General features: G+C 63.5%; 27 protein-coding genes. 18 read left to right on the top strand and 9 right to left on the bottom strand.

Going from position 1 to position 26,132, the window contains the following annotated elements; translation table 11 throughout:
• Positions 1 to 17 precede the first annotated feature (17 nt).
• From A9K65_RS08865 to A9K65_RS08850, 4 genes are all read right to left on the bottom strand, one after another.
• The gene (locus A9K65_RS08865; RefSeq protein ID WP_013529535.1) at positions 18 to 536 is read right to left on the bottom strand and encodes a YcnI family protein; all 519 of its coding nucleotides are present in this window, start codon (positions 534 to 536) and stop codon (positions 18 to 20) included.
• Between the two features lie 41 nt (positions 537 to 577).
• Entirely contained in the window at positions 578 to 1,117 is a 540-nt protein-coding gene (locus A9K65_RS08860; RefSeq protein ID WP_064995550.1) for a copper chaperone PCu(A)C, read from the bottom strand.
• A 97-nt stretch (positions 1,118 to 1,214) separates the two neighbouring features.
• Entirely contained in the window at positions 1,215 to 1,571 is a 357-nt protein-coding gene (locus A9K65_RS08855; RefSeq protein WP_063169028.1) for a DUF2946 family protein, read from the bottom strand.
• Positions 1,572 to 1,768: 197 nt separating this feature from the next.
• Positions 1,769 to 2,671 carry a GntR family transcriptional regulator gene (locus tag A9K65_RS08850; protein WP_013529532.1) on the bottom strand — a complete coding sequence of 301 codons (903 nt, stop codon included), beginning with the start codon at positions 2,669 to 2,671 and terminating at the stop codon, positions 1,769 to 1,771.
• Between the two features lie 229 nt (positions 2,672 to 2,900).
• Between A9K65_RS08850 and A9K65_RS08845 the strand changes: the two genes are divergently transcribed.
• From A9K65_RS08845 to A9K65_RS08820, 6 genes are all read left to right on the top strand, one after another.
• Positions 2,901 to 4,406: an altronate dehydratase family protein gene (locus A9K65_RS08845; protein WP_013529531.1), complete on the top strand. Its 1,506-nt coding sequence runs from the start codon at positions 2,901 to 2,903 to the stop codon at positions 4,404 to 4,406.
• A 60-nt stretch (positions 4,407 to 4,466) separates the two neighbouring features.
• Complete coding sequence (locus tag A9K65_RS08840) at positions 4,467 to 5,465, top strand: aldo/keto reductase (protein WP_064995549.1); 999 nt, start codon at positions 4,467 to 4,469, stop codon at positions 5,463 to 5,465.
• 300 nt (positions 5,466 to 5,765) lie between these two features.
• Positions 5,766 to 6,758, top strand: a complete 993-nt coding sequence (locus A9K65_RS08835) for an ABC transporter substrate-binding protein (protein WP_064995548.1) — start codon at positions 5,766 to 5,768, stop codon at positions 6,756 to 6,758.
• A gap of 183 nt (positions 6,759 to 6,941) precedes the next feature.
• Positions 6,942 to 8,495, top strand: a complete 1,554-nt coding sequence (locus A9K65_RS08830; protein ID WP_064995547.1) for a sugar ABC transporter ATP-binding protein — start codon at positions 6,942 to 6,944, stop codon at positions 8,493 to 8,495.
• On the top strand, positions 8,492 to 9,457 hold the full coding sequence (locus tag A9K65_RS08825) for an ABC transporter permease (protein WP_013529527.1): 966 nt from the start codon (positions 8,492 to 8,494) through the stop codon (positions 9,455 to 9,457). Before A9K65_RS08830 ends, A9K65_RS08825 begins: the two co-directional genes overlap by 4 nt.
• Before the next feature lie 66 nt (positions 9,458 to 9,523).
• Positions 9,524 to 10,543 (top strand): zinc-binding alcohol dehydrogenase family protein, encoded by a 1,020-nt coding sequence (locus A9K65_RS08820; protein ID WP_063173105.1) that lies wholly within the window; start codon positions 9,524 to 9,526, stop codon positions 10,541 to 10,543.
• Between the two features lie 191 nt (positions 10,544 to 10,734).
• Here A9K65_RS08820 and phnF read toward each other — a convergent pair whose 3' ends face one another.
• A complete protein-coding gene (gene phnF / locus A9K65_RS08815; RefSeq protein ID WP_063173106.1) occupies positions 10,735 to 11,484 on the bottom strand; it encodes a phosphonate metabolism transcriptional regulator PhnF in 750 nt (249 codons plus the stop codon).
• A gap of 132 nt (positions 11,485 to 11,616) precedes the next feature.
• On the opposite strand from phnF, the gene phnG reads away from it, so the two are divergent.
• From phnG to fosX, 4 genes are read left to right on the top strand one after another with little or no spacing between them, the layout of a single operon-like run.
• Positions 11,617 to 12,078: a phosphonate C-P lyase system protein PhnG gene (phnG, locus tag A9K65_RS08810; RefSeq protein WP_064995659.1), complete on the top strand. Its 462-nt coding sequence runs from the start codon at positions 11,617 to 11,619 to the stop codon at positions 12,076 to 12,078.
• A complete protein-coding gene (phnH, locus tag A9K65_RS08805; protein WP_064995546.1) occupies positions 12,078 to 12,689 on the top strand; it encodes a phosphonate C-P lyase system protein PhnH in 612 nt (203 codons plus the stop codon). Before phnG ends, phnH begins: the two co-directional genes overlap by 1 nt.
• Before the next feature lies 1 nt (position 12,690).
• Positions 12,691 to 13,803 carry a carbon-phosphorus lyase complex subunit PhnI gene (locus tag A9K65_RS08800; RefSeq protein ID WP_064995545.1) on the top strand — a complete coding sequence of 371 codons (1,113 nt, stop codon included), beginning with the start codon at positions 12,691 to 12,693 and terminating at the stop codon, positions 13,801 to 13,803.
• Positions 13,800 to 14,219 carry a FosX/FosE/FosI family fosfomycin resistance hydrolase gene (gene fosX / locus A9K65_RS08795; RefSeq protein WP_063169035.1) on the top strand — a complete coding sequence of 140 codons (420 nt, stop codon included), beginning with the start codon at positions 13,800 to 13,802 and terminating at the stop codon, positions 14,217 to 14,219. The genes A9K65_RS08800 and fosX overlap by 4 nt, the downstream gene beginning before the upstream one ends.
• 2 nt (positions 14,220 to 14,221) lie before the next feature.
• On the opposite strand, the gene A9K65_RS35615 is transcribed toward fosX, so the two are convergent.
• Entirely contained in the window at positions 14,222 to 14,431 is a 210-nt protein-coding gene (locus A9K65_RS35615) for a hypothetical protein (protein WP_064995544.1), read from the bottom strand.
• Between the two features lie 65 nt (positions 14,432 to 14,496).
• On the opposite strand from A9K65_RS35615, the gene A9K65_RS08785 reads away from it, so the two are divergent.
• The 8 genes from A9K65_RS08785 to phnE (A9K65_RS08745) all read left to right on the top strand — a co-directional run bounded on the left by A9K65_RS08785 (position 14,497) and on the right by phnE (A9K65_RS08745) (position 22,322).
• A complete protein-coding gene (locus A9K65_RS08785; protein WP_013529519.1) occupies positions 14,497 to 15,396 on the top strand; it encodes an alpha-D-ribose 1-methylphosphonate 5-phosphate C-P-lyase PhnJ in 900 nt (299 codons plus the stop codon).
• A complete protein-coding gene (gene phnK / locus A9K65_RS08780) occupies positions 15,393 to 16,169 on the top strand; it encodes a phosphonate C-P lyase system protein PhnK (protein WP_013529518.1) in 777 nt (258 codons plus the stop codon). Before A9K65_RS08785 ends, phnK begins: the two co-directional genes overlap by 4 nt.
• Positions 16,170 to 16,377: 208 nt before the next feature.
• Complete coding sequence (gene phnL, locus A9K65_RS08770; RefSeq protein WP_064995543.1) at positions 16,378 to 17,085, top strand: phosphonate C-P lyase system protein PhnL; 708 nt, start codon at positions 16,378 to 16,380, stop codon at positions 17,083 to 17,085.
• Positions 17,082 to 17,696: a DapH/DapD/GlmU-related protein gene (locus tag A9K65_RS08765; protein ID WP_064995542.1), complete on the top strand. Its 615-nt coding sequence runs from the start codon at positions 17,082 to 17,084 to the stop codon at positions 17,694 to 17,696. The genes phnL and A9K65_RS08765 overlap by 4 nt, the downstream gene beginning before the upstream one ends.
• Positions 17,697 to 18,079: 383 nt before the next feature.
• Positions 18,080 to 18,937: a phosphonate ABC transporter ATP-binding protein gene (gene phnC, locus A9K65_RS08760; protein WP_064995541.1), complete on the top strand. Its 858-nt coding sequence runs from the start codon at positions 18,080 to 18,082 to the stop codon at positions 18,935 to 18,937.
• 92 nt (positions 18,938 to 19,029) lie between these two features.
• The gene (gene phnD / locus A9K65_RS08755) at positions 19,030 to 19,938 is read left to right on the top strand and encodes a phosphonate ABC transporter substrate-binding protein (RefSeq protein ID WP_064995540.1); all 909 of its coding nucleotides are present in this window, start codon (positions 19,030 to 19,032) and stop codon (positions 19,936 to 19,938) included.
• Between the two features lie 57 nt (positions 19,939 to 19,995).
• A complete protein-coding gene (phnE, locus tag A9K65_RS08750; protein WP_064995539.1) occupies positions 19,996 to 20,952 on the top strand; it encodes a phosphonate ABC transporter, permease protein PhnE in 957 nt (318 codons plus the stop codon).
• 2 nt (positions 20,953 to 20,954) lie between these two features.
• Positions 20,955 to 22,322: a phosphonate ABC transporter, permease protein PhnE gene (phnE, locus tag A9K65_RS08745; protein WP_027161290.1), complete on the top strand. Its 1,368-nt coding sequence runs from the start codon at positions 20,955 to 20,957 to the stop codon at positions 22,320 to 22,322.
• Positions 22,323 to 22,600: 278 nt separating this feature from the next.
• Here the strand turns inward: phnE (A9K65_RS08745) and A9K65_RS08740 are convergent, their stop codons facing one another.
• The 3 genes from A9K65_RS08740 to A9K65_RS08730 all read right to left on the bottom strand — a co-directional run bounded on the left by A9K65_RS08740 (position 22,601) and on the right by A9K65_RS08730 (position 26,065).
• The gene (locus A9K65_RS08740; RefSeq protein ID WP_064995538.1) at positions 22,601 to 23,452 is read right to left on the bottom strand and encodes a sugar phosphate isomerase/epimerase; all 852 of its coding nucleotides are present in this window, start codon (positions 23,450 to 23,452) and stop codon (positions 22,601 to 22,603) included.
• 224 nt (positions 23,453 to 23,676) lie between these two features.
• Positions 23,677 to 24,864 carry a Gfo/Idh/MocA family oxidoreductase gene (locus A9K65_RS08735; protein WP_013529510.1) on the bottom strand — a complete coding sequence of 396 codons (1,188 nt, stop codon included), beginning with the start codon at positions 24,862 to 24,864 and terminating at the stop codon, positions 23,677 to 23,679.
• Between the two features lie 145 nt (positions 24,865 to 25,009).
• Positions 25,010 to 26,065 (bottom strand): sugar phosphate isomerase/epimerase, encoded by a 1,056-nt coding sequence (locus A9K65_RS08730; RefSeq protein ID WP_013529509.1) that lies wholly within the window; start codon positions 26,063 to 26,065, stop codon positions 25,010 to 25,012.
• Positions 26,066 to 26,132: the final 67 nt, after the last annotated feature.

Raw genomic sequence — 26,132 nt, 5'->3', positions numbered from 1 at the left:
GCGCGCCGCCTGGGAGATCATTTCTTCGGCAGCAGCTTGATGCCGGGTGCCGGGCTTTCCAGTGCGTCTTCATCCTGCCCTGCCGCTGGAATCTCGATCCAGCGATCGGCTGCACCGTCGCATTCCTGCACGACCGGGAAATAGAGTTTTTGGCCGACGGGGAGATCCGCCGTCAGCGTCGCGCGGAAAACGAACTCGTCATAGAATTCATCGGGCAGGTTGCCGCCGCTCCAGTCGACCTCCTTGACCCCATCGGTCACCGCCTGACCGTAGAGCTGGTAGGATTTCTCGTACTTGCCCTTCTTGGTCTGCAGCGTCCAGCCGGGCTTCGGCATCGGCTTGATCGCGATCACCCCTTCCGGAATCTGCACGCGCACGGCGGTCGTCGCCTTGCCGTCGCAGCCATGCGGCACGCGCAAAACGGCCTTGTAGGTCGAGCCGACCGCCGCCTCCTGGGTTTCGAACGTGATATGCGCGAAGGCGGCGCTGGTTCCGAGCGCGAGAAGTGCGCCGGCCGACAAAAGATATTTGTTCATGATGGTCCCTCGGATTTTCAAGATTTGTCGAGCTGGCGCGGTCAATTGGCGTGATCGTCCACGGCGCCGCCGCCCATGCCTTCGACGGCGAAATCGACGCTGACGGCGCCGGCCTTTTCGAAGGTCAGGGTGGCGGAGAACTTTTCGCCCTGTTTGGGTTGCCGCTTCAGGCCCATGAACATCAAATGATAGCCGCCAGGTGCAAGGGCTACCTTGCCGCCGGCCGGAATTTCCAGGCCGCCGGCAACCGGCCGCATGGTCATGACGCCGTCCTTGACGCCCATCTCATGCAGCTCGGCCTTTTCGGAGACATCGGAGGAAATCGACACCAGCCGATCCGGCGCACTGCCCTTGTTGGTGATGGTGAAATAACCGCCGGCCACTTTGGCGCCGGCCGGCGTGGCGCGCGACCAGGGGTGGCCGATCTCAAGATCGCCAACCTTGAACTCATGCGCGAGGACGCACTGGGCGCCTGTGAACAGCAGCGCAAGAGCCAGCACGGCAATGCCGACACGCTCTTCGATGCCGCGTAGAATGCTGCCGGCCATAGGACGCGCGGCGTCAGGGAAAAAATAGGACATGGTTGCTCCATGAAGTGAAGGTCGCGCCGTTGCCGGTCGCGAGCAGTTAGATCTTTGGATGGGTACGCCCACGAAAGGTTCCGCCGGGCAAACAGGCTCAGGCCGTCAGCGGCGGCGCGCGCGGGTTCGACGGCGAGCGCTCACGCGCAAAGTCGAGATGGATGGCCGCCGGGAAGACAAAGGCGACCGTTTCAAAGGAAAGGCTGCCCGGCGCCAGACCGGCATTGGGCGGCGGCGCAAAGGCCGCCGAAACCATGCTGCAGCCGAGCACGCAGCATGCCGGCAGATGGGACGGCGGCTGGTTGCCGCCCGGAAGCTGGGTTGCGCCTTCATGGGTACAGATGACGTTGCCGAAAGCGTCGAGTTGCGATGCATTGGGACCGGCGCCGAAGGCGAATGCACCAAGCGTCGACTGGAGCAACAGCAGATAGGCCGCGACAAGCGCGACCGGCATGCTCCATCGTCTCCTCGATACGCCCAAAGCCCTGCCTCTTCGCAGCAACCAACCATATCTAGCACGGGGCCGGCGGGTGGAAAATCGCCAAATCGCCGCGGCGGCAACGCGGCAGACCCAAGGCATGTCGCCCAGAAGTGTATAGCGGTTTTGGGACAACGACATGCATGAAACAAGGCTCCGAGCCGCGATGCGGCTCAGTGTTTTTGCAGCGACCGGCTCTCCGGGATCGAGGTCAGCAATGTCTGGCGCGCCGATTTCAAATGCTTGCGGCAAGCGGCGTCGACCTTGCCGAGATCGCGTGATTTCAGCGCTTCTATGTAGACCAGATGCTCGCCGATCGCGACTTCGTTGCGCTCGCGTTCCTGCGCCTTGTTCCACTGGTAATGGTAGTGGAAGATCATGGCGATGACATCGTAGAAATCGACGATGAAGCGATTGCGCGATGCCCGGTGGATCAGCCGGTGGAAGCGCTCGTCGAGTTCGGAGAACTCGGTGAAGCGGGCGGCAATGTCGTTTGCCAGCTGGCGATGCTCGTCTTCCAGGCGGTCGAGATCGGTCCAGACTGCGCTGTCCTGCGGTAAAGCGGCAAAGGCGGCCGCCGAGCGCAGTTCGAACATCTCGCGGATTTCGGTCAGCTCCAGCGCGAAGGCGCGCGTAAAGCCCTTCAGCACCCAATGACTGTTGCGACGTTTCTCGATCAGGCCGAAGCGGGAGAAGCGGATCAGGAACTCGCGCACGCTGGTGGTGCCGACGCCGATCTCGCGCGCCAGTTCGAGTTCGTTGATCTGCATGCCGGCTTCGGCACCGCCGGCGAGCAGCCGACGCATGAACGACCGTTCGATGATCTCGGCCAGCGTGTCTGTCTCTTCCTCGGGGAAGAAATCATCGGGAAGCGGTTCGCGCAGCACCGTCTTGGCGCGCTTGTTCCAGGCGATCAGCCCGGTCTCTTCCATGCGCGCGAGAATGGTGCGCACCGTGGTCCGGCTGACGCCAAGCAAGGTGCCCAGTTCCGGCTCCGAAGGCAGGCTGCGCGTTTCGTCGAGCAGCCGCAGGCAGCGGTTGTAGGCATCCTTGTAGACGTTGTTGCTCTTCGACATCCCTGACCCGTTGCACGCCGTCGCTTGCAGCGGACGGTTTGAAGCGCAATATGACGTTCGCATGGCTCTGAGAAGCGAAATTGCTTCCCGGAACAACCCGGAGACATGCGGAACTCCCCACGAAAAAACAATTGACGCAAAACTGTTTTTTCACGATAAAAGACAATATCTCTAAACAGGCGCGTGTCAATCCGCCCCGCGCAACCCAGGATCACCCAGGAAACCGCCCGTGAACGCCTCCAACTGCATTCTTCTGTCCCCCGCCGACAATGTCGCAGTCGCCAACGGCCGCATCGAGATCGGCACCGCGCTGCCGGGCGGTGCCGTCGCCAGTGCGCTGATCGAGCCCGGCCACAAGGTGGCGATCAAGCCGATCGCCGCCGGCGAGGCCGTGGTGAAATACGCCCAGGCGATCGGTCGCGCGACACAGGACATCGCGGCCGGCGAGCACGTGCATTCGCACAATCTGGTTTTCGAATCCGGCCGCTTGCCGGTCGTGCCGCCGAGCGAGGCCGAGCACGCGACGGAGGCCGACCGCGCCCGCACCTTCATGGGCTATCGCCGCGCCGATGGCCGCGCCGGCACGCGCAACTTCATCGGCATCGTCGCCAGCGTCAATTGCTCGGCCACCGTTTGCCATTCCATCGCCGACACCGCCAACCGCACGCTGTTGCCGAAATACCCCGGCATCGACGGCTTCGTGCCGATCGTGCACGGCCAGGGCTGCGGCATGAGCGGCACCGGCGACGGCATGATGGTGCTGCACCGCACGCTTGCCGGCTATGCCCGCCACCCGAATTTCGGCGGCGTGCTGATGGTCGGCCTCGGCTGCGAGGTCAACCAGCTCACCCTCTACGGCCAGAAGGGCGTCGCTGCCGGCAAGCGCCATTTCAACATCCAGGACGCCGGCGGGTCGCGCAAATCGGTGGAAAAAGCGATGGGCGTGCTGGCCGAGATCGCCGAGGAAGTCGGCCAGTTGAAGCGTGAGCCGATCCCGGTCAGCGAGATCGTCGTCGGCCTGCAATGCGGCGGCTCCGACGGCATGTCGGGTATCACGGCCAATCCGGCGCTGGGCGCGGCTGTCGACATCCTGGCCGGCGTTGGCGGTATCGGCATCCTCTCCGAGACCACGGAAATCTACGGCGCCGAGCATCTGCTTGCCTACCGCGCGGCAACGCCGGAGATCGCGCAGAAGCTCGACGGCTTCGTGAAGTGGTGGGAGGACCACGTCGCCAAGCATGGCGCCTCGATCGACAACAATCCCTCGCCCGGCAACAAGCGCGGCGGCCTCACCACCATCCTGGAGAAGTCCCTCGGTGCGGTCGCCAAGGGCGGCCAGACGCCGCTCAACGGCGTCTTCGGCTACGCCGAAAAAGTCACCGGCAGTGGCCTCGTGTTCATGGATACGCCTGGCTACGACCCGGTTTCGGCGACCGGCCAGGTGGCGGGCGGCGCCAACGTCATCGTCTTCACCACCGGCCGCGGCTCCTGCTTCGGCTGCCGTCCGACGCCGTCGATCAAGGTCGCCACCAACTCGACGATGTACCACCAGATGGAAGAGGACATGGACGTCAATTGCGGCGTCATCGCCTCGGGTGAAAAGACCATCGCCGGCATGGGCCGCGAGATCTTCGAACTGATCGTCGAAACGGCTTCCGGCCGCAAGACCAAGAGCGAGGACTTCGGCTACGGCGACAACGAGTTCGTGCCCTGGCATCTGGGCGCAACACTTTAGATTTTACTGATATAAAGTAGACTGCACGCCGGTCAGCGGCGGGCAACGGGGAGGTTTTGCATGGAAAAACGCCGTATCGGTCAGACAGCTCTGGAGGTCACCGAAGTCAGTTTCGGCGGCGCTGCACTTGGCGGCCTTTACCGCGCCTGTTCGCGCGAAGCGGCGATGGAGACGCTGCAGGGCGCCTGGGATGCCGGCCTGCGCTATTTCGACACCGCACCCTTCTACGGTTTCGGACTGTCGGAGCGCCGCTTCGGCGACTTCCTGCGTTACAAGCCGCGCGATTCCTATGTGCTGTCGACCAAGGTCGGCCGGCTGTTTCGCCCGGTGCCGGACGATCAGGTTCCCGATCACTCCTATGTCGATCCGCTGCCCTTCGCGCTCGACTACGACTATTCCTATGACGGCATTATGCGGTCGGTCGAGTTCAGCTATGCGCGGCTTGGCCTAAACAGGATAGACATCCTGTTTGTCCACGACATCGGCGCCTACACCCATGGTATCGAGAAGACCAAGCTGCATTTTCGCGACCTGATGGATGGCGGCCTCAAGGCACTCGAAGAGCTGAAACGGACTGGCGTCATTTCCGCCTATGGGCTTGGCGTCAACGAGGTGCAGATCTGCCTGGACGTGATGCGCCGGGCGCCGCTCGACTGCATCCTGCTTGCCAGCCGCTATTCCCTGCTCGACCGCAGTGCCGAAGCGGAGTTGCTGCCGCTATGCCGGGCACAGCAGACCTCCTTGGTCATTGGCGGCGTGTTCAACTCCGGCATCCTGGCGACCGGCCCGGTGCAAGGCGCACATTTCGACTACCGCCCCGCCAGCCATGACGTGCTCGACCGCGTCGGCGCAATGGAGAGGATCGCCGCCGAGGGTGGCTATCCGCTCGCCGCCGCAGCGTTCCAATTCCCCTTGCATGAAGCTGCCGTCGCCACCGTACTGACCGGCACCGCCAAACTGGCAAATCTGACGCGCAACCTCGAGCTGCTCGACATCGACGTAGCGGAAACGGAATACGCCAAATATCGTCCCTACACGCTGGTGCAGGAGCTGGCGTGAAACTTCATGTTCTTGCGGCACATGGAGGAATGGATATTCCATATTGACGAATTGGTGGAATTAATATTCCATACGTTCCCAGAACGGAACGGAAGCGTGACGGCGCCAATGGGAGAACAGGGCGGGGGATCTGCCTCTGCCAGACCTCGCAACGACTGATCAAACACCGCTTGCATCGATCTGTTCGATGCACTATCAAAACAGGGCAACTGTTTTTTATTGATAAAGTTCTGTTTGGGACCGCGCCTATCCGAACGGAGCTTCCGTATCGTTCACCGGGCGACTTAGGGAGGAAACCTCATGAAATTCGTGATCAGCATTCTCAACCGCCGCGCCGTCATGGCGCTGGCAGCAGCTTCAATGCTCGCCGGCGTCATGCATCCGGCGCCGGTTTCGGCGGCGGACGTCACCATTCCGATCATCGTCAAGGACACCACGTCCTTCTACTGGCAGATCGTTCTGGCCGGCGCCCGCAAGGCCGGCAAGGATCTCGGCGTCAACGTGCCGGAACTCGGCGCCCAGGCTGAAACCGACGTCAACGGCCAGGTCTCGATCCTCGAGAACGCCGTTGCCAGCAACCCGGCGGCCATCGTCATTGCGCCGACCGAGTTCAAGGCGCTCGGCAAGCCGATCGATGAAGCCGCTGCCAAGGTCAAGGTCATCGGCATCGACTCCGGTGCCGACTCCAAGGCCTTCACCTCGTTCCTGACCACCGACAACGTCCAGGGCGGCCGCGTCGCTGCCGACGGCCTCGCAGCCGCCATCGGCGCCGCCAACGGCGGCAAGATCGAGGGCGACGTTGCCCTGATCACCAACGCACCTGGCGCCGGCTCGCTCGAACAGCGCAAGCAGGGCTTCACCGAACAGCTGGCCGCCAAATATCCGGGCCTCAAGCTGGTTGCCGACAAATATGCCGACGGCCAGGCCACCACCGGCCTCAACATCGCCACCGACCTGATCACCGCCAACCCGAACCTCAAAGGCATCTTCGCTTCCAACCTGATCATGGCGCAGGGCGTCGGCCAGGCCGTCGCGGAAAACAACCTTGGCGGCAAGCTGGCGCTGGTCGGTTTCGACAGCGACGAGAAGCTGATCAAGTTCCTCAACGACGGCGTCATTTCCGCCCTCGTCGTCCAGGATCCGTACCGGATGGGCTATGACGGCATCAAGACCGCGCTCGCCGCCTCCAAGGGCGAGAAGGTCGAAGCCAATGTCGACACCGGCGCCAACCTGGTGACCAAGGACAACATGAAAGACCCCAAGATCGACGCGCTGCTCAATCCGAAGCTCTGAGCCGTCGCATCCGCAATCGTCTCCGGGGCACCTCGCCCCGGAGACACAAACTGCCGCACAAACGGCTTGGCAATCCGCACGCCTGAGCCAGGCTGTTTTCGAGGCATATCCCTGCCTCGCCGCGTGCCAATCGTGAGGCCAGCCTGGGAAGCCAATCCGGGAGGCCAATCTGGGAGGATTGTCATGATTTCGACGGCGCAGGAACTGCATCCCGCACCCGTTCTGGAACAGGGGCGGACTATCCTCGAATTGCGTGGGCTGGAGAAGCGCTATCCCGGCACCCACGCGCTGAAACCGGTCGACCTCGCCTTCAAGTCCGGTGAGATCCACGCCATCGTCGGCGAAAACGGCGCCGGCAAATCCACGCTCATCAAGCTTCTGACCGGCGTCATGCCGCGCACCTCCGGAGAGATTGTCTGGGAGGGCCAGCCGGCCGCCCTGGCGACGCCGCACGAGGCGATGGCGCTCGGCATCAATGCCGTGCACCAGGAAGTCGTGCTGTGCCGTCACCTGACGGTCGCCGCCAACATGTTCCTCGGCGAGGAGAATTCGCGCTTCGGCATCCTGCAGCAGCGCGCCATGGTCAGGCAGGCGCAGACGATCATCGACGACCTCGGCTTCGACCTGCCGGCGCATGTCACGCTCGGCGACCTGACCATCGGCCAGCAGCAGCTGATAGCCGCCGCCCGCGCCACCGTGCGCGGCACCAAATTCCTGATCTTCGACGAGCCGACCGCCTACCTCACCCGCAAGGAAGCCGACCAGCTCTTCACGCTGATCCGCCGTCTGAAGGGCGAAGGCGTGACGATCATCTACATCAGCCACCGCATGGAGGAAGTGTTCGAACTCGCCGACCGGGTATCCGTGCTGCGCGACGGCACGCTGGTCGGCACCCGCAATATCGCAGAGACCAACGATGCCGAACTGGTCAAGATGATGATCAACCGCTCGATCGAGCAGGTCTATCACAAGGAGCATTTCACGCCGGGCGCCGCCATCATCGAGGCGAAAAACCTGTCCGGCAAGGGCTTCGAAAATGTCTCGATGACGGTCCGCGCCGGCGAGATCGTCGGACTCTATGGGCTGATCGGCGCCGGACGCAGCGAGTTCGTCACCACGCTCTACGGCCGCCACCGCAAATCCGCCGGCCAGATCCTCTGGGAAGGCAAGGAGGTACAGGTCAATTCCGAACATGACGCGATCAAGCTCGGCATGGCGCTGGCGCCGGAGAGCCGCCGCGACCAGGGCCTCTGCCTCAACCTGCCGGTCGGCTTCAACCTCAACCTGCCGATCTACAAGCGCATCTCGAACAATCTGCTGATTTCGAGCACGCAGGAGAAGACGCAGGCCGATCGCCAGATCGCCGATCTGCGCATCAAGACACCGACACGTGGCGCGCTGGCATCCAGCCTGTCGGGCGGCAACCAGCAGAAGATCGTCATCGGCAAATGGCTGGCGCACGGCGCCAAGCTGTTCATCTTCGACGAACCGACCGTCGGCGTCGATGTCGGCACCAAGGCCGAGATCTACCGCCTGTTCGGCGCGCTTTTGTCAAAGGGCGCCGGCATCATCCTGATCTCGTCCTATCTGCCGGAAGTCTATGAACTCGCCGATACGCTGCATGTGTTCCGGCGCGGCAAACTGGTGGCGACGCACGGTTTTCACGCCGCCAGCCACGAGGATATTCTCACTCAGGCGCTCGCCGAGAAACAAGAAAAGCTGGGAGGACAGATATGAGCACCGAGGCGATCGCCGTCGAAAAACCGAAGCGCAACTATAATGTCCTGTTCGGGCTGACGCTATTGGCGCTGCTGGTTCTGCTCTGGATCCTCCTCTCCGTGACGACGACGAGCTTCGCCTCGGCCAACAACATAGCCAATCTCCTGCGCCAGGGCTCGATGATCGCCATCATGGCGGTCGGCCAGACCTTCGTCATCATCACCGGCGGCATCGATCTGTCGGTCGGCGCCGTGGTCGGCTTCGCCACCGTGGTCGTGGCCATGATGATCAATGCCGGCTTCCCCATCTGGCTCGCCATTCTGGTGACGCTGCTGGTCGGTGTCGCCATCGGCATGTTCCACGGCTTCGGTATCGTCAAGATGGGCCTGCCGCCCTTCATCATCACGCTGGCGACGTTGACCTCGCTGCGCGGCATCGGCCTTTTGATGACCAACGGCAATTCGATCAACATCAACAGCGACACCTTCACCGCCTTCTCGCGCAATTCCTTCATCGGCATCCCCAACCTGTTCTGGATGGTGATCCTGGTCGGCATTCCGGCCTATATCTTCCTGCACCACAGCCGCTGGGGCAGATACCTGTTTTCGGTCGGCTCCAACGCCGAGGCCTCGCGCCTGTCCGGCGTCAATGTCCAGCGCACCATCTACATGGCCTACACGCTGTCGGGCCTGTGCGCCGCCTTCGTCGGGGTGCTGCTGGCCGCCCGCATCGGCATCGGCAACCCGACGCAGGCCGAGGGCTGGGAACTGCAGGCGATCGCGTCGTCGGTCATCGGCGGCACCTCGCTGTTCGGCGCCGTCGGCTCGGTGCATGGGCCGCTGCTCGGCGCCTTCATCCTGGCCACCATCAACAACGGCGCCAACCTGCTCAACGTCAACTCGTTCTGGCAGCGCATCATCACCGGCGCGCTGATCATCATCATCGTCTACTTCGACGGCCTGCGCCGCCGCGGCAAGTAGCGACCCCGCAATCAACCGCCGGTCCGCCACACCAACGGGCCAGCGATTTCATGACTGGATTAGCGCATGAAAGCCGTCCTCTGCCGTTCGCCCGGCGATCTTGTCCTTGAAGACCGGCCCGCACCCGAGGCACCGCCTCCCGGCTGGGCGCTGGTGGCGGTCAGCCATGTCGGCATCTGCGGCACCGACTACCACATTTTCGAGGGCAAGCACCCGTTCCTCGCCTATCCCCGCATCATGGGTCATGAGGTCTCGGGTACCGTGATGGAGACCGGCGAAGGCGTCGAACTGGCCATTGGTGAGCCCGTCGTCGTCAACCCCTATCTTTCCTGCGGCAAGTGCATCGCCTGCCGGCACGGCAAGCCCAATTGCTGTGTCAGGATCGAGGTGCTTGGCGTGCATCGCGACGGCGCCATGTGCGAACGCATCCTGGTGCCGGCGCAAAATCTCTATCCGGCCAACGGCCTGTCGCTGGCCGACGCCGCCGCCGTCGAGTTCCTGGCCATCGGCGCGCATGCCGTGTGGCGCGCCCGCGCCGACCCCGGCGCCCGCACGCTGGTCATCGGCGCCGGCCCGATCGGGCTCGGCACCGCCATCTTCGCCCGCATCGCCGGGCTCGACGTGACGCTGCTCGACATGAGCAGTGAAAGGCTCGCCTTCGCTGCAAACGAGCTTGGTTTCCAGACGCTAGACGGCTCGCGCGGCGCGGTGCCCGATCTGGTCAGGGAAGCGACATCAGGCGAAGGCTTCGATGTCGTCTTCGACGCCACCGGCAACACCCAGTCGGTGCAGTCGGCCTTCGCCCATGTCGCGCATGGCGGAACGCTGGTGCTGGTCTCCGTGGTCAAGGACGATATCAGCTTTTCCGACCCGGAATTCCACAAGCGAGAGATGACGCTGATCGGCAGCCGCAACGCGCTGCGCGCCGACTTCGATCATGTCGCCGCCTCGATCCGCAACGGGGCCGTACCACTGGCCAAGCTCGTCACACACCGCACCACACTCGCCGCCACGCCGCGCGATCTGGCTCGTTGGGCGCATGAGAAATCCGGCCTGATCAAGGCTGTGATCGAGGTGGGGTTATAACATGGCAGGCGGCGAACCCGGCCCGAATTGACGACGCCCGAGCCAGGTCGACCCCCACTCCGTCTCGGCGAAGCCGAGACGGAGTGGGGGAAGGCGGTCCTCAATCGCCAAGACGCAAGTGAGCGCGACCGAGCTGGTCTGATATCAGCGTGAGTCAGATAAATCACGGTCTCGTATAAGCCCGTCACTCCCTACAGCGCCGACAGCTTCAGCTCCACCCGTTCGGCCGGGAAGCGCGACTCGGAAAACTGGATCGGTTGGCCGTCCGGCGTGACGTTGACGGCGACCGTGACCAGTACGATGGCGCCCGGCTGCAGGTCGAGGTCGGCCAGGTCCGCCGCATCGGCATGGCGCGCCGACAGCACGGTCGATTGCCTGAGATAGTCGTCGATGCCGAAGCGCGCCAGCGAGGCGGTGATCGACCCTGTTTGCGCCATCGCGGCATCGATGCCGGCAAAGCGCCGGGCTTCGAACCAGCCAGCAGCGCGCGACACCGGCCGTCCATCGGCTTCGCCGCGCGTTTCCAGGCGGATCACATCGGCTCCCTTGGCAAGACCCAGTCCCTCGGCGACGCGCTGGCTGGCCGGCTCGACCGACGAGGCGAGCAAGGCGATGTGCCGTTCCGTCGTCTGCGCTTGCAGCCCTGTCGAAAACCGTGTGCGCGCCCCGATCGGATAGGACAGCCGCTTGCGCGACAGCACGAAGGTGCCGCGCCCCTGCTCGGCCCGCAGCACGCCTTCCCTTACGAGGGCTGATATGGCGCTGCGCACCGTGTGGCGGTTGACGCCATAGCGCTCTGCCAGCGCCACCTCCGGCGGCAGCGCTGCATTCTCCGTGAAATCGCCGATGGCGATCGCATGCAGCATCTTGTCGGCAATCTGCCGCCACAGCGAAACGCCACTGCGCCGCTCGATGCTGTCCGCTGCTAGCCGCCCGACCATCATTGCCCCAACCTTCCAGCGCCCGGTCTTCTATCGCTGTCATCCACCCGTCATGGACACCCGTTAGATAATAGGTATAATTTGTATAGTTGTCTATATCAATAGACAAATTGCCAAGGAGGAATGCTTCTGATGCGAGGACAGGAAGCCCGCGACCAGGCCGAGCGCAAGGCCGCCATGGCAACCCTTGCGCAATCCAGCGGCGATGACATCGTCCGGCTCTGGAATGAGGCCGGACTGCCTTCGGACGCCGAGCTGCTGCGCGGCCCCGAAACCGGACTGGTCACCCTGCGCGGCCGCATCGGCGGCGGTGGCGCGCCCTTCAATGTCGGCGAGGCGACCGTCACCCGCGCCACGGTCAGGCTACCCACCGGACAGGTCGGCCATTGCTATGCGCTTGGCCGCGACAAGCAGAAGGCGAAGCTGGCGGCTATCGCCGACGCCCTATGGCAGGACCCTGCCCGCCGCAATGAGGTCGAGACCGGACTGATAGCGCCTCTGCGGTCGGCTCTGACCATGGCGCACGAAAAACGCCGCGCCGAGACGGCGGCAACGAAGGTCGATTTCTTCACCATGGTTCGCGGAGAAGACTGATGGACATTGCAGCGCAATCGATCGAAGGCGGTTTCGCCGATCCGGTGTTCAATGCCCAGACGGTGTTCCGCGCCGTCATGGACGCAATGGCGCGGCCGGGCAGCGTGCAGCCGCTGCCGGCCTTCGCCCGCCCGCCGGTGCCGCTCTCGGCTACCGCCGGTGCCATCGCACTGGCGCTGTGCGACAACGACACGCCGCTCTGGCTCGACCCGGCTCTGCAGGCTTCCACCGCAATCAAATCCTGGCTTGGTTTCCATACCGGCGAGCCATTGGCCAACACACCGGCCGATGCGCATTTCGCCTTGATCGCAGCACCTGCCGAGATGATGGCGCTCGATGGCTTTTCGCAGGGCACGCAGGATTATCCCGACCGCTCGACCACGCTGATCCTGCAGGTCAGCGATCTGGTCTCCGGCACGCCGCTATTGCTCGAAGGTCCCGGCATCGAAACCAGCGCCACGATCGCGCCGGCGCAGATGCCACGCCATTTCGTCGAGCAGTGGAAGCAGAATATCAAGCGCTTTCCGCGCGGCGTCGACATCATCCTCGCCACATCAGGCGGCATTGCCTGCCTGCCGCGCACGACGCGCATCAAGACGATGGAGGCGTAAGATGTATGTCGCGGTAAAAGGCGGCGAAGCGGCAATCGCCAACGCCCACAGCCTGCTGGCCGACCGCCGGCGTGGCGACCGTTCGGTGCCCGCCCTGCGCCTCGACCAGATCGTCGAGCAGCTGGCGCTCGGCGTCGACCGGGTGATGAGCGAAGGCTCGCTCTATGATCGTGAACTGGCCGCGCTCGCCATCGTCCAGGCGCGCGGCGACATGATCGAGGCGATCTTCCTGGTGCGCGCCTATCGCACCACGCTGCCGCGCTTCGGCTACTCCAGGCCGATCGACACCGCCAACATGCTGGTCGAGCGGCGCGTCTCGGCGACCTACAAGGATCTGCCCGGCGGGCAGTTGCTCGGACCTACCTTCGACTACACCCACCGGCTGCTCGATCCCGAGCTTGCCGCCGGCGCCGATGTCGCCGAGCCCTTGCTGCGCGAGACGGAAGCGCAAGCCATGCCACGCGTCTCGGCGATCCTCGCCCGCGAAGGCTTGATCGAACCGGATGGCGACATGCCGCAGGACCATGTCCCCGGCGACATCACCCGCGAGCCGCTCGAATTCCCGATGGCGCGCGACATCCGCCTGCAGGCGCTGTCACGCGGCGATGAAGGATTCCTGCTGGCGCTCGGCTATTCCACCCAGCGCGGCTATGCCCGCAACCACCCCTTCGTCGGCGAGATCCGCATCGGCGAAGTCGAGCTGGAGCTCGACGTGCCCGAACTGCCCTTCGCGGTGCCGCTCGGCACTGTCCGCGTCACCGAATGCCAGATGGTCAACCAGTTCAAAGGCTCGGCCAAGGCGCCGCCGCAATTCACCCGCGGCTACGGCCTGGTCTTCGGCCAGAGCGAACGCAAGGCGATGGCCGTGGCACTCTGCGACCGGGCGCTGCGCGCGAAAGAGCTCGGCGAGGATGTCGTCGCCGCGGCCCAGGACGAGGAGTTCGTCATCTCGCATTCCGACAATGTCCAGGCGACCGGCTTCGTCGAGCATCTGAAGCTGCCGCACTATGTCGATTTCCAGGCCGAACTCGATCTCGTGCGCCGCATGCGTGCCGAATATGACGCCCGCCAAAACCCCGTGAAGGTCGAAGAGAAGCGGGAGGCCGCGGAATGATCGAGGGCCTTTCCCACATGACCTTCATCGTCCGCGATCTCGAGCGGATGACCGAGATCCTCGAGGGCGTATTCGACGCACGCGAAGTCTATGTCAGCGACGCCAGGCAGTTCTCGCTGTCGCCCGAAAAATTCTTCCTGATCGGTGACATCTGGGTCGCCATCATGGAGGGCGAACCCTTGCCGGAGCGCAGCTACAACCACATCGCCTTCAAGATCGATGACGCCGATTTCGACCGCTATGCCGAGCGCATCGGCAGGCTCGGCCTCGACATGCGCCCGCCGCGCCCGCGCGTCGAGGGTGAAGGCCGCTCGATCTATTTCTACGACGAAGACAACCACATGTTCGAACTGCACACCGGCACGCTCAATGAGCGGCTGGCGCGCTATGCCAGGGGATCGGAGGCTGCGGAATGAATTTAGTGCCCGACGCCACCATGGCCGCCACCATCGTGGGAATGACCGCCATAGCCGTCATACCCGGAGTAATCACCATTGCCGACGCCCAGGGACTCACCTTGAGAGCCTTCTTTGGGGCCGGGCAAAATCATGCGCCGAAGGAAGAAGAGAACGACGCCGGCGAACACCACCAACAGAATTCCGAGATGCATCCATCCGGTCGAGTTCATCTGAATTCGCCCCTGTATCCGCGTCCTGGACGCCAATTCGATAGCACAATGTGGATGTGATCGCCATGACCGACATCGCCACCTACAACTTCGCCTATCTCGACGAGCAGACCAAAAGGATGATCCGCCGGGCGATCCTCAAGGGCATCGCCATTCCCGGCTACCAGGTGCCGTTCGCTTCGCGCGAAATGCCGATGCCCTACGGCTGGGGCACCGGCGGTGTCCAGGTCACCGCTTCGATCATCGGCCCGGACGATGTGCTGAAGGTCATCGACCAGGGCGCCGACGACACCACCAATGCGGTGTCGATCCGCGCCTTCTTCAAGAAAGTCGCCAATGTCGCGGTGACGACCGACACTGCCAGCGCCACCATCATCCAGACCCGTCACCGCATTCCCGAGCATCCGCTGACGGCGGCCCAGGTGCTGGTCTACCAGGTGCCGATCCCCGAGCCGCTGCGCTTCCTCGAACCGCGCGAGACCGAAACGCGCAAAATGCACGCGCTGGAGGAATATGGCCTCATGCACGTCAAGCTCTACGAGGACATCGCCAAGCACGGCCGCATCGCCACCACCTATGCCTATCCGGTCAAGGTCGAGGGCCGCTATGTGATGGACCCCTCGCCGACGCCGAAATTCGACAATCCCAAGATGCACCGCTCGCCGGCCCTGCAGCTGTTTGGCGCCGGCCGCGAAAAGCGAATCTACGCGGTGCCGCCTTTCACCGAAGTGGTCAGCCTCGACTTCGAGGATCATCCGTTCGAGGTCCAGACCTTCGACCAGCCCTGCGCGCTGTGCGCGGCCGAGAACGTCTATCTCGACGAAGTCATCCTCGACGACCATGGCGGTCACATGTTCGTCTGCTCCGACACGGACCATTGCGAGAAGCGGCGGGCGGACGGCCATCGCGGCCACCTTGCTCCAGAAAGCCATCTTGCCTCGGGAACAAGGGAGCCGGCGCAATGACCGACGAACCGCTGCTGCGTGTCGCAGCACTTTCTAAATTCTACGGTTCGCGCGTCGGCTGCGACAACGTCTCCTTCGACCTGTGGCCGGGCGAAGTCCTGGCTGTCGTCGGCGAATCCGGCTCCGGCAAGACGACGCTGCTCAACTGCCTGTCGACCCGGCTGCTACCGAGCTCCGGCACCGCCAGCTACCGCATGCGCGACGGCCAGTTCCGCGAGCTCTACCGCATGAGCGAGGCCGAGCGCCGCTTCCTGATGCGCACCGACTGGGGTTTTGTCCATCAGAACCCCGCCGACGGCCTGCGCATGACGGTGTCGGCGGGCGCCAATGTCGGTGAGCGGCTGATGGCGGTCGGCGACCGTCACTACGGCAGGATCCGCGCCACCGCCGTCGACTGGCTGTCGCGCGTCGAGATCGACGAGGACCGCATCGACGACGAGCCCCGCGCCTTTTCCGGCGGCATGCGCCAGCGCCTGCAGATTGCCCGCAACCTCGTCACCGGGCCGCGCCTGGTGTTCATGGATGAGCCAACAGGCGGCCTCGATGTCTCGGTGCAAGCCCGCCTGCTCGACCTGCTGCGTGGTCTGGTCACCGATCTCGGTCTGGCGGCCATCGTCGTCACCCACGACCTTGCCGTGGCGCGGCTCTTGTCGCAGCGCATGATGGTGATGAAGGACGGCCGCGTCGTCGAAAGCGGCCTCACCGACCGCGTGCTCGACGACCCGCGCGCGCCTTACACGCAATTGCTTGTTTCCTCGATTCTGCAGGTTTGACGATGGCGCCAAGGCACCCCCCTCTGGCCTGCCGGCCATCTCCCCCTCAAGGGGGGAGATTGGCTATCGTCCTCGGTTTCGCCACTCTCCAACGTTGCAGAACAAGCGCAACGAGAAAGCTGCCGATCTCCCCCCTTGAGGGGGAGATGCCTGGCAAGGCAGAGGGAGGCGTTGGCCCGCAAACGAACGACAATTGGAGGCCCTTCTGATGGCAACCCCCCTCGTTGTCTCCGATGTCGCCAAGAGTTTCACCATGCACCTGCGCGACGGCATCAAACTGCCTGTTGTCGCCGGTGTCTCGTTCTCGATCAGGGCTGGCGAATGCACCGTGCTCGGCGGTCCTTCCGGTGCCGGCAAGAGCTCGATCCTGAAGATGCTCTACGGCAACTACGCCGTCGACGAAGGCCAGATCATCGTCACGCATGGTGATGGGCTGATCGACCTCGCCACCGCCAGCCCGCGCACCGTGCTGGCCATACGCCGGCAAACGATCGGCTATGTCAGCCAGTTCCTGCGCACCGTGCCGCGCGTCTCGGCGCTCGACGTCGTCGCCGAACCGCTGGTCGAGCGCGGCGAGGATCGCGAGATTGCCCGCGGCAAGGCACGCGCCTTGCTGGCGCAGCTCAACCTGCCGGAGAAACTCTGGGCTTTGCCGCCTGCGACCTTCTCCGGCGGCGAGCAGCAGCGCGTCAACATCGCACGCGGCTTCATCACCGAGCACCCGATCCTGCTGCTCGACGAGCCGACAGCCTCGCTCGATGCCAGGAACCGCGATGTCGTGATCGAACTCATCGCCGCCAAGAAGGCGGCTGATGTCGCCCTGCTCGGCATCTTCCACGACCACGACGTGCGCGAGGCGGTTGCCGACCGCATCATCGACGTCACCGCTTTCGCGCCCGGAAAAATCGCCGCATGACCAGGAAATTATCCGAGACGCCGTTGATCCATCCGACGGCGGAGGTGCAGAACTCGACGCTCGGCCGTTGGACCGAGATCGCCGACCGCAGCCGGGTCTCGGAAAGCGAACTCGGCGACTATTCCTACATGATGCAGGACTGCGCCGTCTGGTGCGCGACGATCGGCAAGTTCGCCAACATCGCGGCCAGCGTGCGCATCAACGCCACCAACCACCCGACCTGGCGGCCGACGCTGCATCACTTCACCTATCGCGCCTCGGACTACTGGGACGATGCCGAGCACGAGAGCGAATTCTTCGCCCAGCGCCGCGCCAAGCGGGTCACCATCGGCCACGACACCTGGCTTGGTCACGGCTCGACCATCCTGCCCGGTGTCACCATCGGCGATGGCGCCGCGGTCGGCGCCGGCGCTGTCGTCTCGAAAGATGTAGCGCCCTATACGATCGTCGCCGGCGTGCCGGCAAAGCCGATCCGCGAGCGCTTCGATCGCCGCACGGCCGAACGCTACCAGGCGCTGGCCTGGTGGCACTGGGACCATGCAAGGCTGCGCGCTTGCCTTGAGGACTTCCGTGAGCTGTCCGCAGAGGCATTTCTGGAGAAGCATGGTTGACGCGAATGGTGCTTTCATCGAACTAATAATCACCCAACCCAGAGCCATGGAGCATATGTGACCTTTATTGTCGTAATACCTCTTTTCATTGGACTGGGGTTGGTCGCGTTGGGAATTTTGGTGATTAAGCTTGCAGAAGCGTTGGAGGCAATCCGACGTTGGCTCTTCAATAACGTTGATGATATTAGTCTGTGTTTTGTTCACGGCGGCGATAGCTCCACTCTATATGCTGTGGGTCCTTGCGCAACTTACAGGTAAGCCAGGCTGACAAGCTAAGGCCTGTGGAGCGTAACAAAACTGACATCATCGCGACACGGCAGGTTCATGTGGCTGCGTTAGGCGAGAGCCTGACGATCAATGGTCCCGGACTGGAACCTGCCCCCATGCCAGCAAATTCCGCCACGCTCGAAATCCGCGGTGTCACCCGACGATTTGGCAAGAACACTGCCGTCAGCGACATCAACATCGCGATCCCGCAGGGTCAGATGGTTGGCATTATCGGCCGTTCGGGCGCCGGCAAATCAACCCTCCTTCGCATGATCAACCGTCTCATCGATCCCAGCCAGGGGTCGATTTTTTTTGACGGCGCCGAAGTCTCGAAGCTGAGCGGTTCGCCGCTGCGGCGCTGGCAGCGTGACTGCGCCATGATCTTCCAGCAGTTCAACCTGGTGCCGCGCCTCGACGTGCTGACCAATGTGCTGCTCGGCAAGCTGAACCACCGCTCGACCATCACCAACCTGTTCGGCATGTTCTCCCGCGCCGAATGCGCCGAGGCGGTCGCGGCACTCGAGCGGCTCGACATCGTCCGCACCGCGCTGCAGCCCGCCGGCACCTTGTCGGGCGGCCAGCAGCAGCGCGTCGCCGTCGCTCGTGCCATGATGCAGCAGCCCAGAGTGATCCTCGCCGACGAGCCGATCGCCTCGCTCGACCCGCTCAACGCCAAGGTGGTGATGGATTCGCTGCAGGACATCAATTTGCGCGAAGGCATCACCGTCGTCACCAATCTGCACACGCTGGACACCGCCCGCACCTACTGCAACCGCATCATCGGCATGGCTGCCGGCAAGGTCGTCTTCGACGGCCCGCCGGAAGAGCTCAACCGCGAGGCGGTGCGCCTCGTCTACGGCGCCGACAGCAATGGCCAGGAAATCTCCGAGGCCATCACCTCGACCAGCGTTGCCTTCAGCCGAAAGATCGCCGCATCCGCCGGACCGCTCGAGCCCGCATTCCCGGGATATTGAGAGCGGTTGGGATCGCCAGCCCACGTCAAGGGCACCTGTCAAAATCGATAACGCTGCCGGCGCGGGGCCGGAACCTACAGGAGAAATATCCAATGTTCAGGAAGATGGTCTTTGGCGCCGTTTCGGTGCTCGCCATGGCGACCAGCATGGCCCATGCCGCCGACATGAAGGAATTTCGCGTCGGCATTCTCGGCGGCGAAAACGAAACCGACCGGCTGCGCAACTACCAGTGCCTCGCCGACCATCTGAAGGCCGAATTCGGCTTCGAAAAGATCTCGCTGTTCCCCGCCGCCGACTATGACGGCGTCATCCAGGGCCTGCTCGGCGGCACGCTCGACTTCGCCGAACTCGGCGCTTCCGGCTACGCCAGCGTCGCTCTCAAGGACCCGAAGGCGGTCACCCCGATCCTCACCACCCAGCAGACCGACGGCGCCACAGGCTATTATTCGATCGGCCTGGCGCTGAAATCCTCCGGCATCACCGACATCAAGTCGGCCAAGGGCAAGAAGCTCGGCTACGCCGATCCGGATTCTACCTCCGGCTACCTGATCCCGCTGACCCAGATCCCGAAGGATACCGGCGCTTCGAACGAAACCTTCTTCGCATCGACCCAGTTCAACGGCGGTCACGAGAACAACGTCCTGGCCGTGCGTGACGGCAAGGTCGACGTGGCGGTGGACGATTCTTCCGGCATCGGCGACTTCAAGGACGGCTACACCTCGGGCACCTTTCACAAGGAAGTCGCAAAGGGCGCCGTCGACCCCAACGACTTCGTCGAGGTCTGGCGCTCGGGCCTGATCCCGAACGGCCCGCTGGTCGTGCGCACCGCGCTCGGCAGTGAAATGACGGCCAAGCTCGCCGACTTCTTCACGCAGTTGCCGAAGAAGGACAAGGCTTGCTTCGAAGGCGTCGAGGGCGGCGACTTTACCGGCTACGTCCCGGTTAAGGCGGACTTCTACAACGTCATCGTCGAAGCCCGTAAGGCAGCCATCGGCGGCTAACGGCGAAATCAGGAAGGGCGGCGTCGAGAAAACGCCGCCCTTCTTGCATGTCCGATCATGACCCTTTCCGTGACAGCCCCTTCCGGCGCCACTCATCAGATGGCCGACGCCTGGCGTCGCCAGACGTCGCTGCGCCGGCTCTACACCGCCATCGGCGTCGGCCTGCTCATTGTCGCGCTCGGCAGCACCATGTGGTTCGCCGACGAGGCCAATGCCGGGCATTTCTTCGACCGGTTGCCGCATTTGCTGGATTTCCTGAGCTGGCTCGTCCCCAAGGATTGGAACGATGTCTGGCGGGCGATGTTCGACATCGCTTCCCCGCATGACACCGGTACCCAGGAATTCAATTTTCCGCTTGGCCGCTCCTATGTCTGGGGCAGCTTCTACATCCCCGAATATTTCGAGCTGATGCTGACCACGCTCAACGTGGCCCTGGTCTCGACCTTCATCGGCTTCGTCTTCGCCGTGCCGTTCTCCTTCATCGCGGCGCGCAATTTGACGCCGCATCCGGTGCTGCGGCTGATCGTCAAGCGCCTCATGGAACTGCTGCGCGCCTTTCCCGAGATCGTCATCGCCGGCCTGTTCGCCGCCATCGTCTCGATCGGCCCGATCGCCGCCATCATCGCCATCAGCCTGCACTCGATCGGCGCGCTGGGCAAGCTGTTCTACGAGATCAACGAGAACATCGACATGCGCGCCGAGGAAGGCCTGAGGGCCGTCGGCGCCAACTGGTTCGAGCGGGTTCGCTTCGCCGGCCTGCCGCAGGTGCTGCCCAACTTCATGTCCTACACGCTGCTGCGTGTTGAGATAAATGTCCGCATTTCCACCATCATGGGCGCGGTCGGCGGCGGCGGTATCGGCGAGGAGTTGAAGCTGTCGATCTCGCGCGGCTTCGGCGCCAAGACGATAGCCCTCGTGCTGCTCCTGTTCACGACGATCTTCATCGTCGACCAGTTCTCCGCCTGGCTGCGCCGCAAGCTGGTCGGCGAGCAGGCTTTCGTGATGAGCGCTTAACCATGGCCACCATGACCGCCGATCAGATCCAGTCGATCGAAGAGCGCTTCCCGCAGGTATTCCAGCGGCCGTTCCACAAGCGCTTCGGGCCGCTGATGCTGCTTGGCGGCATCTTTCTCTACCTGCTGTACGCCTTGTGGTTCTTCAACCTGCCACAGGTCATGCGAGAATCGCACTGGGAGCGCCTGCCGCTGTTCCTGACCCAATGGATCAGCTACGACGTGCAGCCGATCTTCCGCCTCGATGAACCGCAGATCACTGCCAAATATCCACGCTTCTCGGTGCTCGGCCCGAACCCGGATCCGGACTGGGTCAAGACCAATGCCGATGGTTCGGTGACGATCCTGATCGACGGCACCGCCAAGTCGATTACCTTCACCAAGACGCAAGCGACGATAATTGCCAACGGTGAGACCGTTGCGGTCGCACTCGGCACCGGCAAGCCGCTGATCTCGGGACCGGTTCCCGGCTGGATCACCGCGCATGAGGATGAGGTCGTCGCCGACATGGGCTTTGCCGGCGAGGCCCGCGTCGCCGTTGACCGCGTCAGGATACGCAAGCGGTTTCTAGGCTGGGCAAACTTCGTCTTCGACACGCGTTCGCCTTTCTTCGGCAAGTCGGCAAGCGAAGTCGCCTCGCTGATCGTCTCCGGACCGGAACTGAAACCGGGCACGTCAAATCTGGCGCTGGCCGGCGACAACATCTGGAACAACGCCCAGTGGCAGCATGGCGATGTCTGGACGAAGCTCCTGCAGACCATCGTCATGGCCTTTCTCGGCACCATGCTGGGCGGCATCGTCGCCTTCCCGCTGGCCTTCTTCGCCGCCCGCAACATCACGCCCAGCCGGCTGGTCAACCAGGTGCTCAAGCGCTTCTTCGATTTCATGCGCTCCATCGACATGCTGATCTGGGCGCTGTTCTTCACCCGCGCCTTCGGGCCGGGACCGCTGGCTGGCAGTGCGGCGATCTTCTTCACAGAGGTCGGCACGCTCGGCAAAACCTATTCCGAGGCGCTGGAGAACATCGACGACAAGCCGCGCGAGGGGATTACCTCGACCGGAGCCAACGGCCTCCTGGTGCAGCGCTACGGCGTGCTGCCGGAAGTGGTGCCGGTGTTCATCAGCCAGACGCTCTATCAGTGGGAATCCAACACCCGCGGCGCCACCATCATCGGCGCTGTCGGCGCCGGCGGCATCGGCCTGAAGCTGTGGGAAGCGATGCGCACCAACTCCAACTGGGCCAACGTCTTCTACATGGTGCTGCTGATCCTGGCCGTCGTCTTCATCTTCGACAACATCTCCAACTTCCTGCGCCGCCGGCTGAGCCGGACCATCCACGACTACAACAGGATCCAGGCTGAGCAGGGGTAGGCTTGTGATGCAGACGCGCAAGTCGTCTCGACCAGCGCCAAAGGATCGACCCCCACTCCGTCGAGCTTCGCTCGACACCTCTCCCCCGATCGACGGGGTAGAGGAAAGCGCCAGGCTGTCCGAGCCGACGCCTGTCCTCTTAGGCCGAGTGTCTTCCCAGGCCGAGGCTTCCTTCCTCTCCCTCCGGAGGGGGGGAGAGGTGGCTCGGCGAAGCCGAGACGGAGTGGGGGAACCACCTGGCAACCGCCGCGAACGCAAATAGAAAATGGGCCAGGGCGCTAAGCCGCCTTCTTCCACCCGCTCTTGATATGCCTATACCCCTCCCGATAGACCGCTTCCGGCGTCTCTGAGAAATCCCGCCACACCTTGGTCGCCGCCGCCAAATCCTTGAGTGAGCGGCCGAACGCCTCGATCGTCAGCCAATCGTCATAGCCGCTCTTGCGGATGGCGGAAAACGTTTCGGTCCACGGAATGTTGCCGCGCCCCGGCACGCCGCGATCATTCTCCGAAATATGGATATGCACGACATTCCTGCGGTGTTTCGTGTAGGCGCCGATCGGGTCGGCCTCCTCGATATTGGCGTGGAAGGTGTCGTACATCGCCTTGATGTGCGGCCGGTCGATGGCGTCGATATGCTCCGACAGGTCCGCCATCGTGTTGACGAGATAGCATTCGAAGCGGTTCAGCGCCTCGAGCCCGATGGTGACATTCCTCTTGCCGGCATGGTCGCCGATGGCGCGCTGCGAGCCGACGGAGCGCTTCTTCTCCGCGGCCGTCGGCCCAGAGCCGGAAAAGGACCCGAGCGTCGAATGCAGAGGGCCGCTCAGCGTGTTGGCCCCAAGCGCCTGCGCGCAGTCGATCGCCCATTTCATGTAGTCGACACCGGCCTTGCGCGTTGCCGCGTCGGCCGAGATCAAATTCATCGCCGGATCGCCCATGGCCGAAACCGCAGTCCGCTCCAGCCCGATGCGGTCGAGCAGATCGCCGAGCTTTCTATAATCGTCCGGCGTGCCGGCGAAGATCGGTATCTCGACGCCATCGAAACCGGTCGCCTTGATGTCGCGCAGCAGCGGCTCGTGTTTCTTCGACACCGCCGTCGTCCACAAGAACATGCACATGCCGATTTTCATCGAAGCCCCCTCCCTTTGACGGCGCACTGGCTGTTCCGCCGCTTCGCGCCATGCCCCCTCATCCGGCCGCTTCGCGGCCACCTTCTCCCCGCTGGGGAGAAGAGACTTGGCGTCGCGCCATCTCCTCCTCCTCTCCCCTCGGAGAGAGGTCGGATTGCCCCGAATTGCCCTTCGCAATTCGGCTGGCAATCCGGGTGAGGGGGTCTTCGTTACCCGCCGCGCCACTAAAGCTTCGTCCACGCCCCGTTTTTCTTCGACGACTTCACGCAAGCCTCGATGAAGGCCATGCCCTCGACGCCGTCCTGTATGGTCGGGAAGACGACATCCTTTGCCGGCTTGCCGCCCTTGCGGCGTGCCGCCCGGATGGCGCGTGCGGCCTCCTGGTAGATGTTGGCGAAACCTTCGAGATAGCCTTCCGGATGGCCCGACGGGACGCGGCTGACACGGCCCGCCACCGGCAGCGCGCCGGCGCCATTGCGGGTAATCAATTGCTTTGGCTGGCCGAATGGCGTGTACCAGAGATAGTTCGGGTCGGCCTGCACCCATTCCAGCCCACCCTTCGAGCCATAGATGCGCAGCTTCAGCCCGTTCTCATGGCCGGGCGCCACCTGGCTTGCCCAGATCATGCCCTTGGCCGGGTGCGTCTTGCCGGTAGGCTTGAAGCGCAGCATGACGTTGACGTTGTCATCCAGTAGCCGTCCCGGCACGAAGGCGTCGAGATCGGCCGACAGGGAGTCCAGTTCCAGCCCCGAGACGAAGCGGGCGAGGTTGTAGGCATGCGTGCCGATATCGCCCAGCGCACCGCCGGCGCCTGCCTGCTTGGGGTCGGAGCGCCACGCCGCCTGCTTCTGGCCTGTCGCCGCCAAATCCTCGGTCAGCCAGTCCTGCGGATATTCGGACTGCACGATGCGGATGTCGCCGAGCACGCCCTTGGCGACCATTTCGCGTGCTTGCCGCACCATCGGATAGGCGGTGTAGTTGTGCGTCAGCACGAACACCTTGCCGGTCTTCTCGACTATCGCCGCAAGCTTTTTCGCCTCGGCCAGCGTCGTCGCCAGCGGCTTGTCGCAGATGACGTGGATGCCGGCCTCGAGGAAAGCTTTTGCCGCTGGCACATGCACATTGTTGGGCGTGACGATGGCCACCGCCTCGATGCCGTCGGGGCGCTTCGCCTCGGCCTTGGCCATCTCGGCATAGGATGCGTAGCTGCGTGAGGGGTCGAGCCCCAGTTCGGCCGCCGAGGCCTTGGCACGGGCCGGGTCGGCTGACAAAGCGCCGGCAACCAGCACGAACTCGTTGTCCAGCCGCGCCGCGATCCGATGCACCGCGCCGATGAAGGCGCCTTGCCCGCCGCCGACCATGCCGTAGCGGATCGGGCCGCCTCCCGTTTCCGACTTCGATGCGCCGACCATATCTTGCTCCTCGCTGTTGCTTACCCCCTTGAGGGGAGGTCGATCCGCGCAGCGGATCGGGTGGGGTCGTTGAGGCAGAGCGCGGTGTGAACCGACCCACCCGGCCTTTGGGCCACCCTCCCCGCGAAGGGGAGGGAAAATCGGGCTAGATTCCCATCATGGCGCGCAGCAACTTCTTGTCGGTGGTGCCAGCGGCGAAGTCGTCGAATGCCTTTTCCGTCACCCGGATGATGTGGTGCTCGATGAAAGGCGCGCCTTCGGCCGCACCATCCTCCGGATGCTTCAGGCAGCACTCCCACTCCAGCACCGCCCAGGAATCATAATTGTACTGCGTCAGCTTGGAGAAGATGCCGCCGAAATCCACCTGTCCATCGCCCAGCGAACGGAAGCGCCCGGCGCGGTTGGTCCAGCTCTGATAGCCGGAATAGACGCCTTGCCGGCCGGTCGGGTTGAACTCGGCGTCCTTGACGTGGAACGCCTTGATGCGCTCGTGATAGATGTCGATGAATTCGAGATAGTCGAGCTGCTGCAGCAGGAAATGCGACGGATCGTAATTGATGTTGCAGCGCTTGTGGCCGCCGACCGCGTCGAGGAACATCTCGAAAGTGGCGCCGTCGAAAACGTCTTCAGACGGGTGAATTTCATAGCCGACATCGACGCCGTTGTCCTCGTACACGTCGAGAATCGGCTTCCAGCGTTTGCCGAGTTCGCCAAACGCTTCCTCAATGAGTCCAGCCGGCCGCTGCGGGAACGGATAGAGGTAAGGGAAAGCCAGCGAGCCGGTAAACGACACTGAAGCATTCAGGCCTAGATTACGCGATGCTTTAGCGCCGAACTTCATCTGCTCGACAGCCCACTTCTGCCGGGCTGCGGGATTGTTGTGCACCGATGGCGGCGCAAAGCCATCCATCTGCGCGTCATAGGCAGGATGCACCGCCACCAATTGCCCCTGCAGATGCGTCGACAATTCCGTGATCTCGACGCCGGCGTCGGCGCAAATGCCTTTCACCTCGTCGCAATAGGCCTTGGAAGAGGCCGCCTTCTTGAGATCGAACAGCCGCGCGTCCCAGGTCGGGATCTGCACGCCCTTGTAGCCGAGACCGGCCGCCCATTTGGTGATCGACGCCAGTGAGTTGAACGGCGCGGCGTCGCCCGCGAACTGCGCCAGAAACAGCCCCGGGCCCTTCATTGTCGTCGGCATCGGCATCCTCCCTCATTTCTCTCGCGACCGAGCATAGCGCCGATTGGAAACAGGGCCAGCCACTTTG

Origin of the sequence: Mesorhizobium sp. WSM1497, assembly GCF_001672455.2 — a bacterium.
In the GTDB taxonomy this organism is placed as follows: domain Bacteria; phylum Pseudomonadota; class Alphaproteobacteria; order Rhizobiales; family Rhizobiaceae; genus Mesorhizobium; species Mesorhizobium ciceri.
The sequence above is the reverse complement of the archived record's forward strand: the minus strand, read 5'-3'. Positions and strand labels throughout refer to the sequence as shown.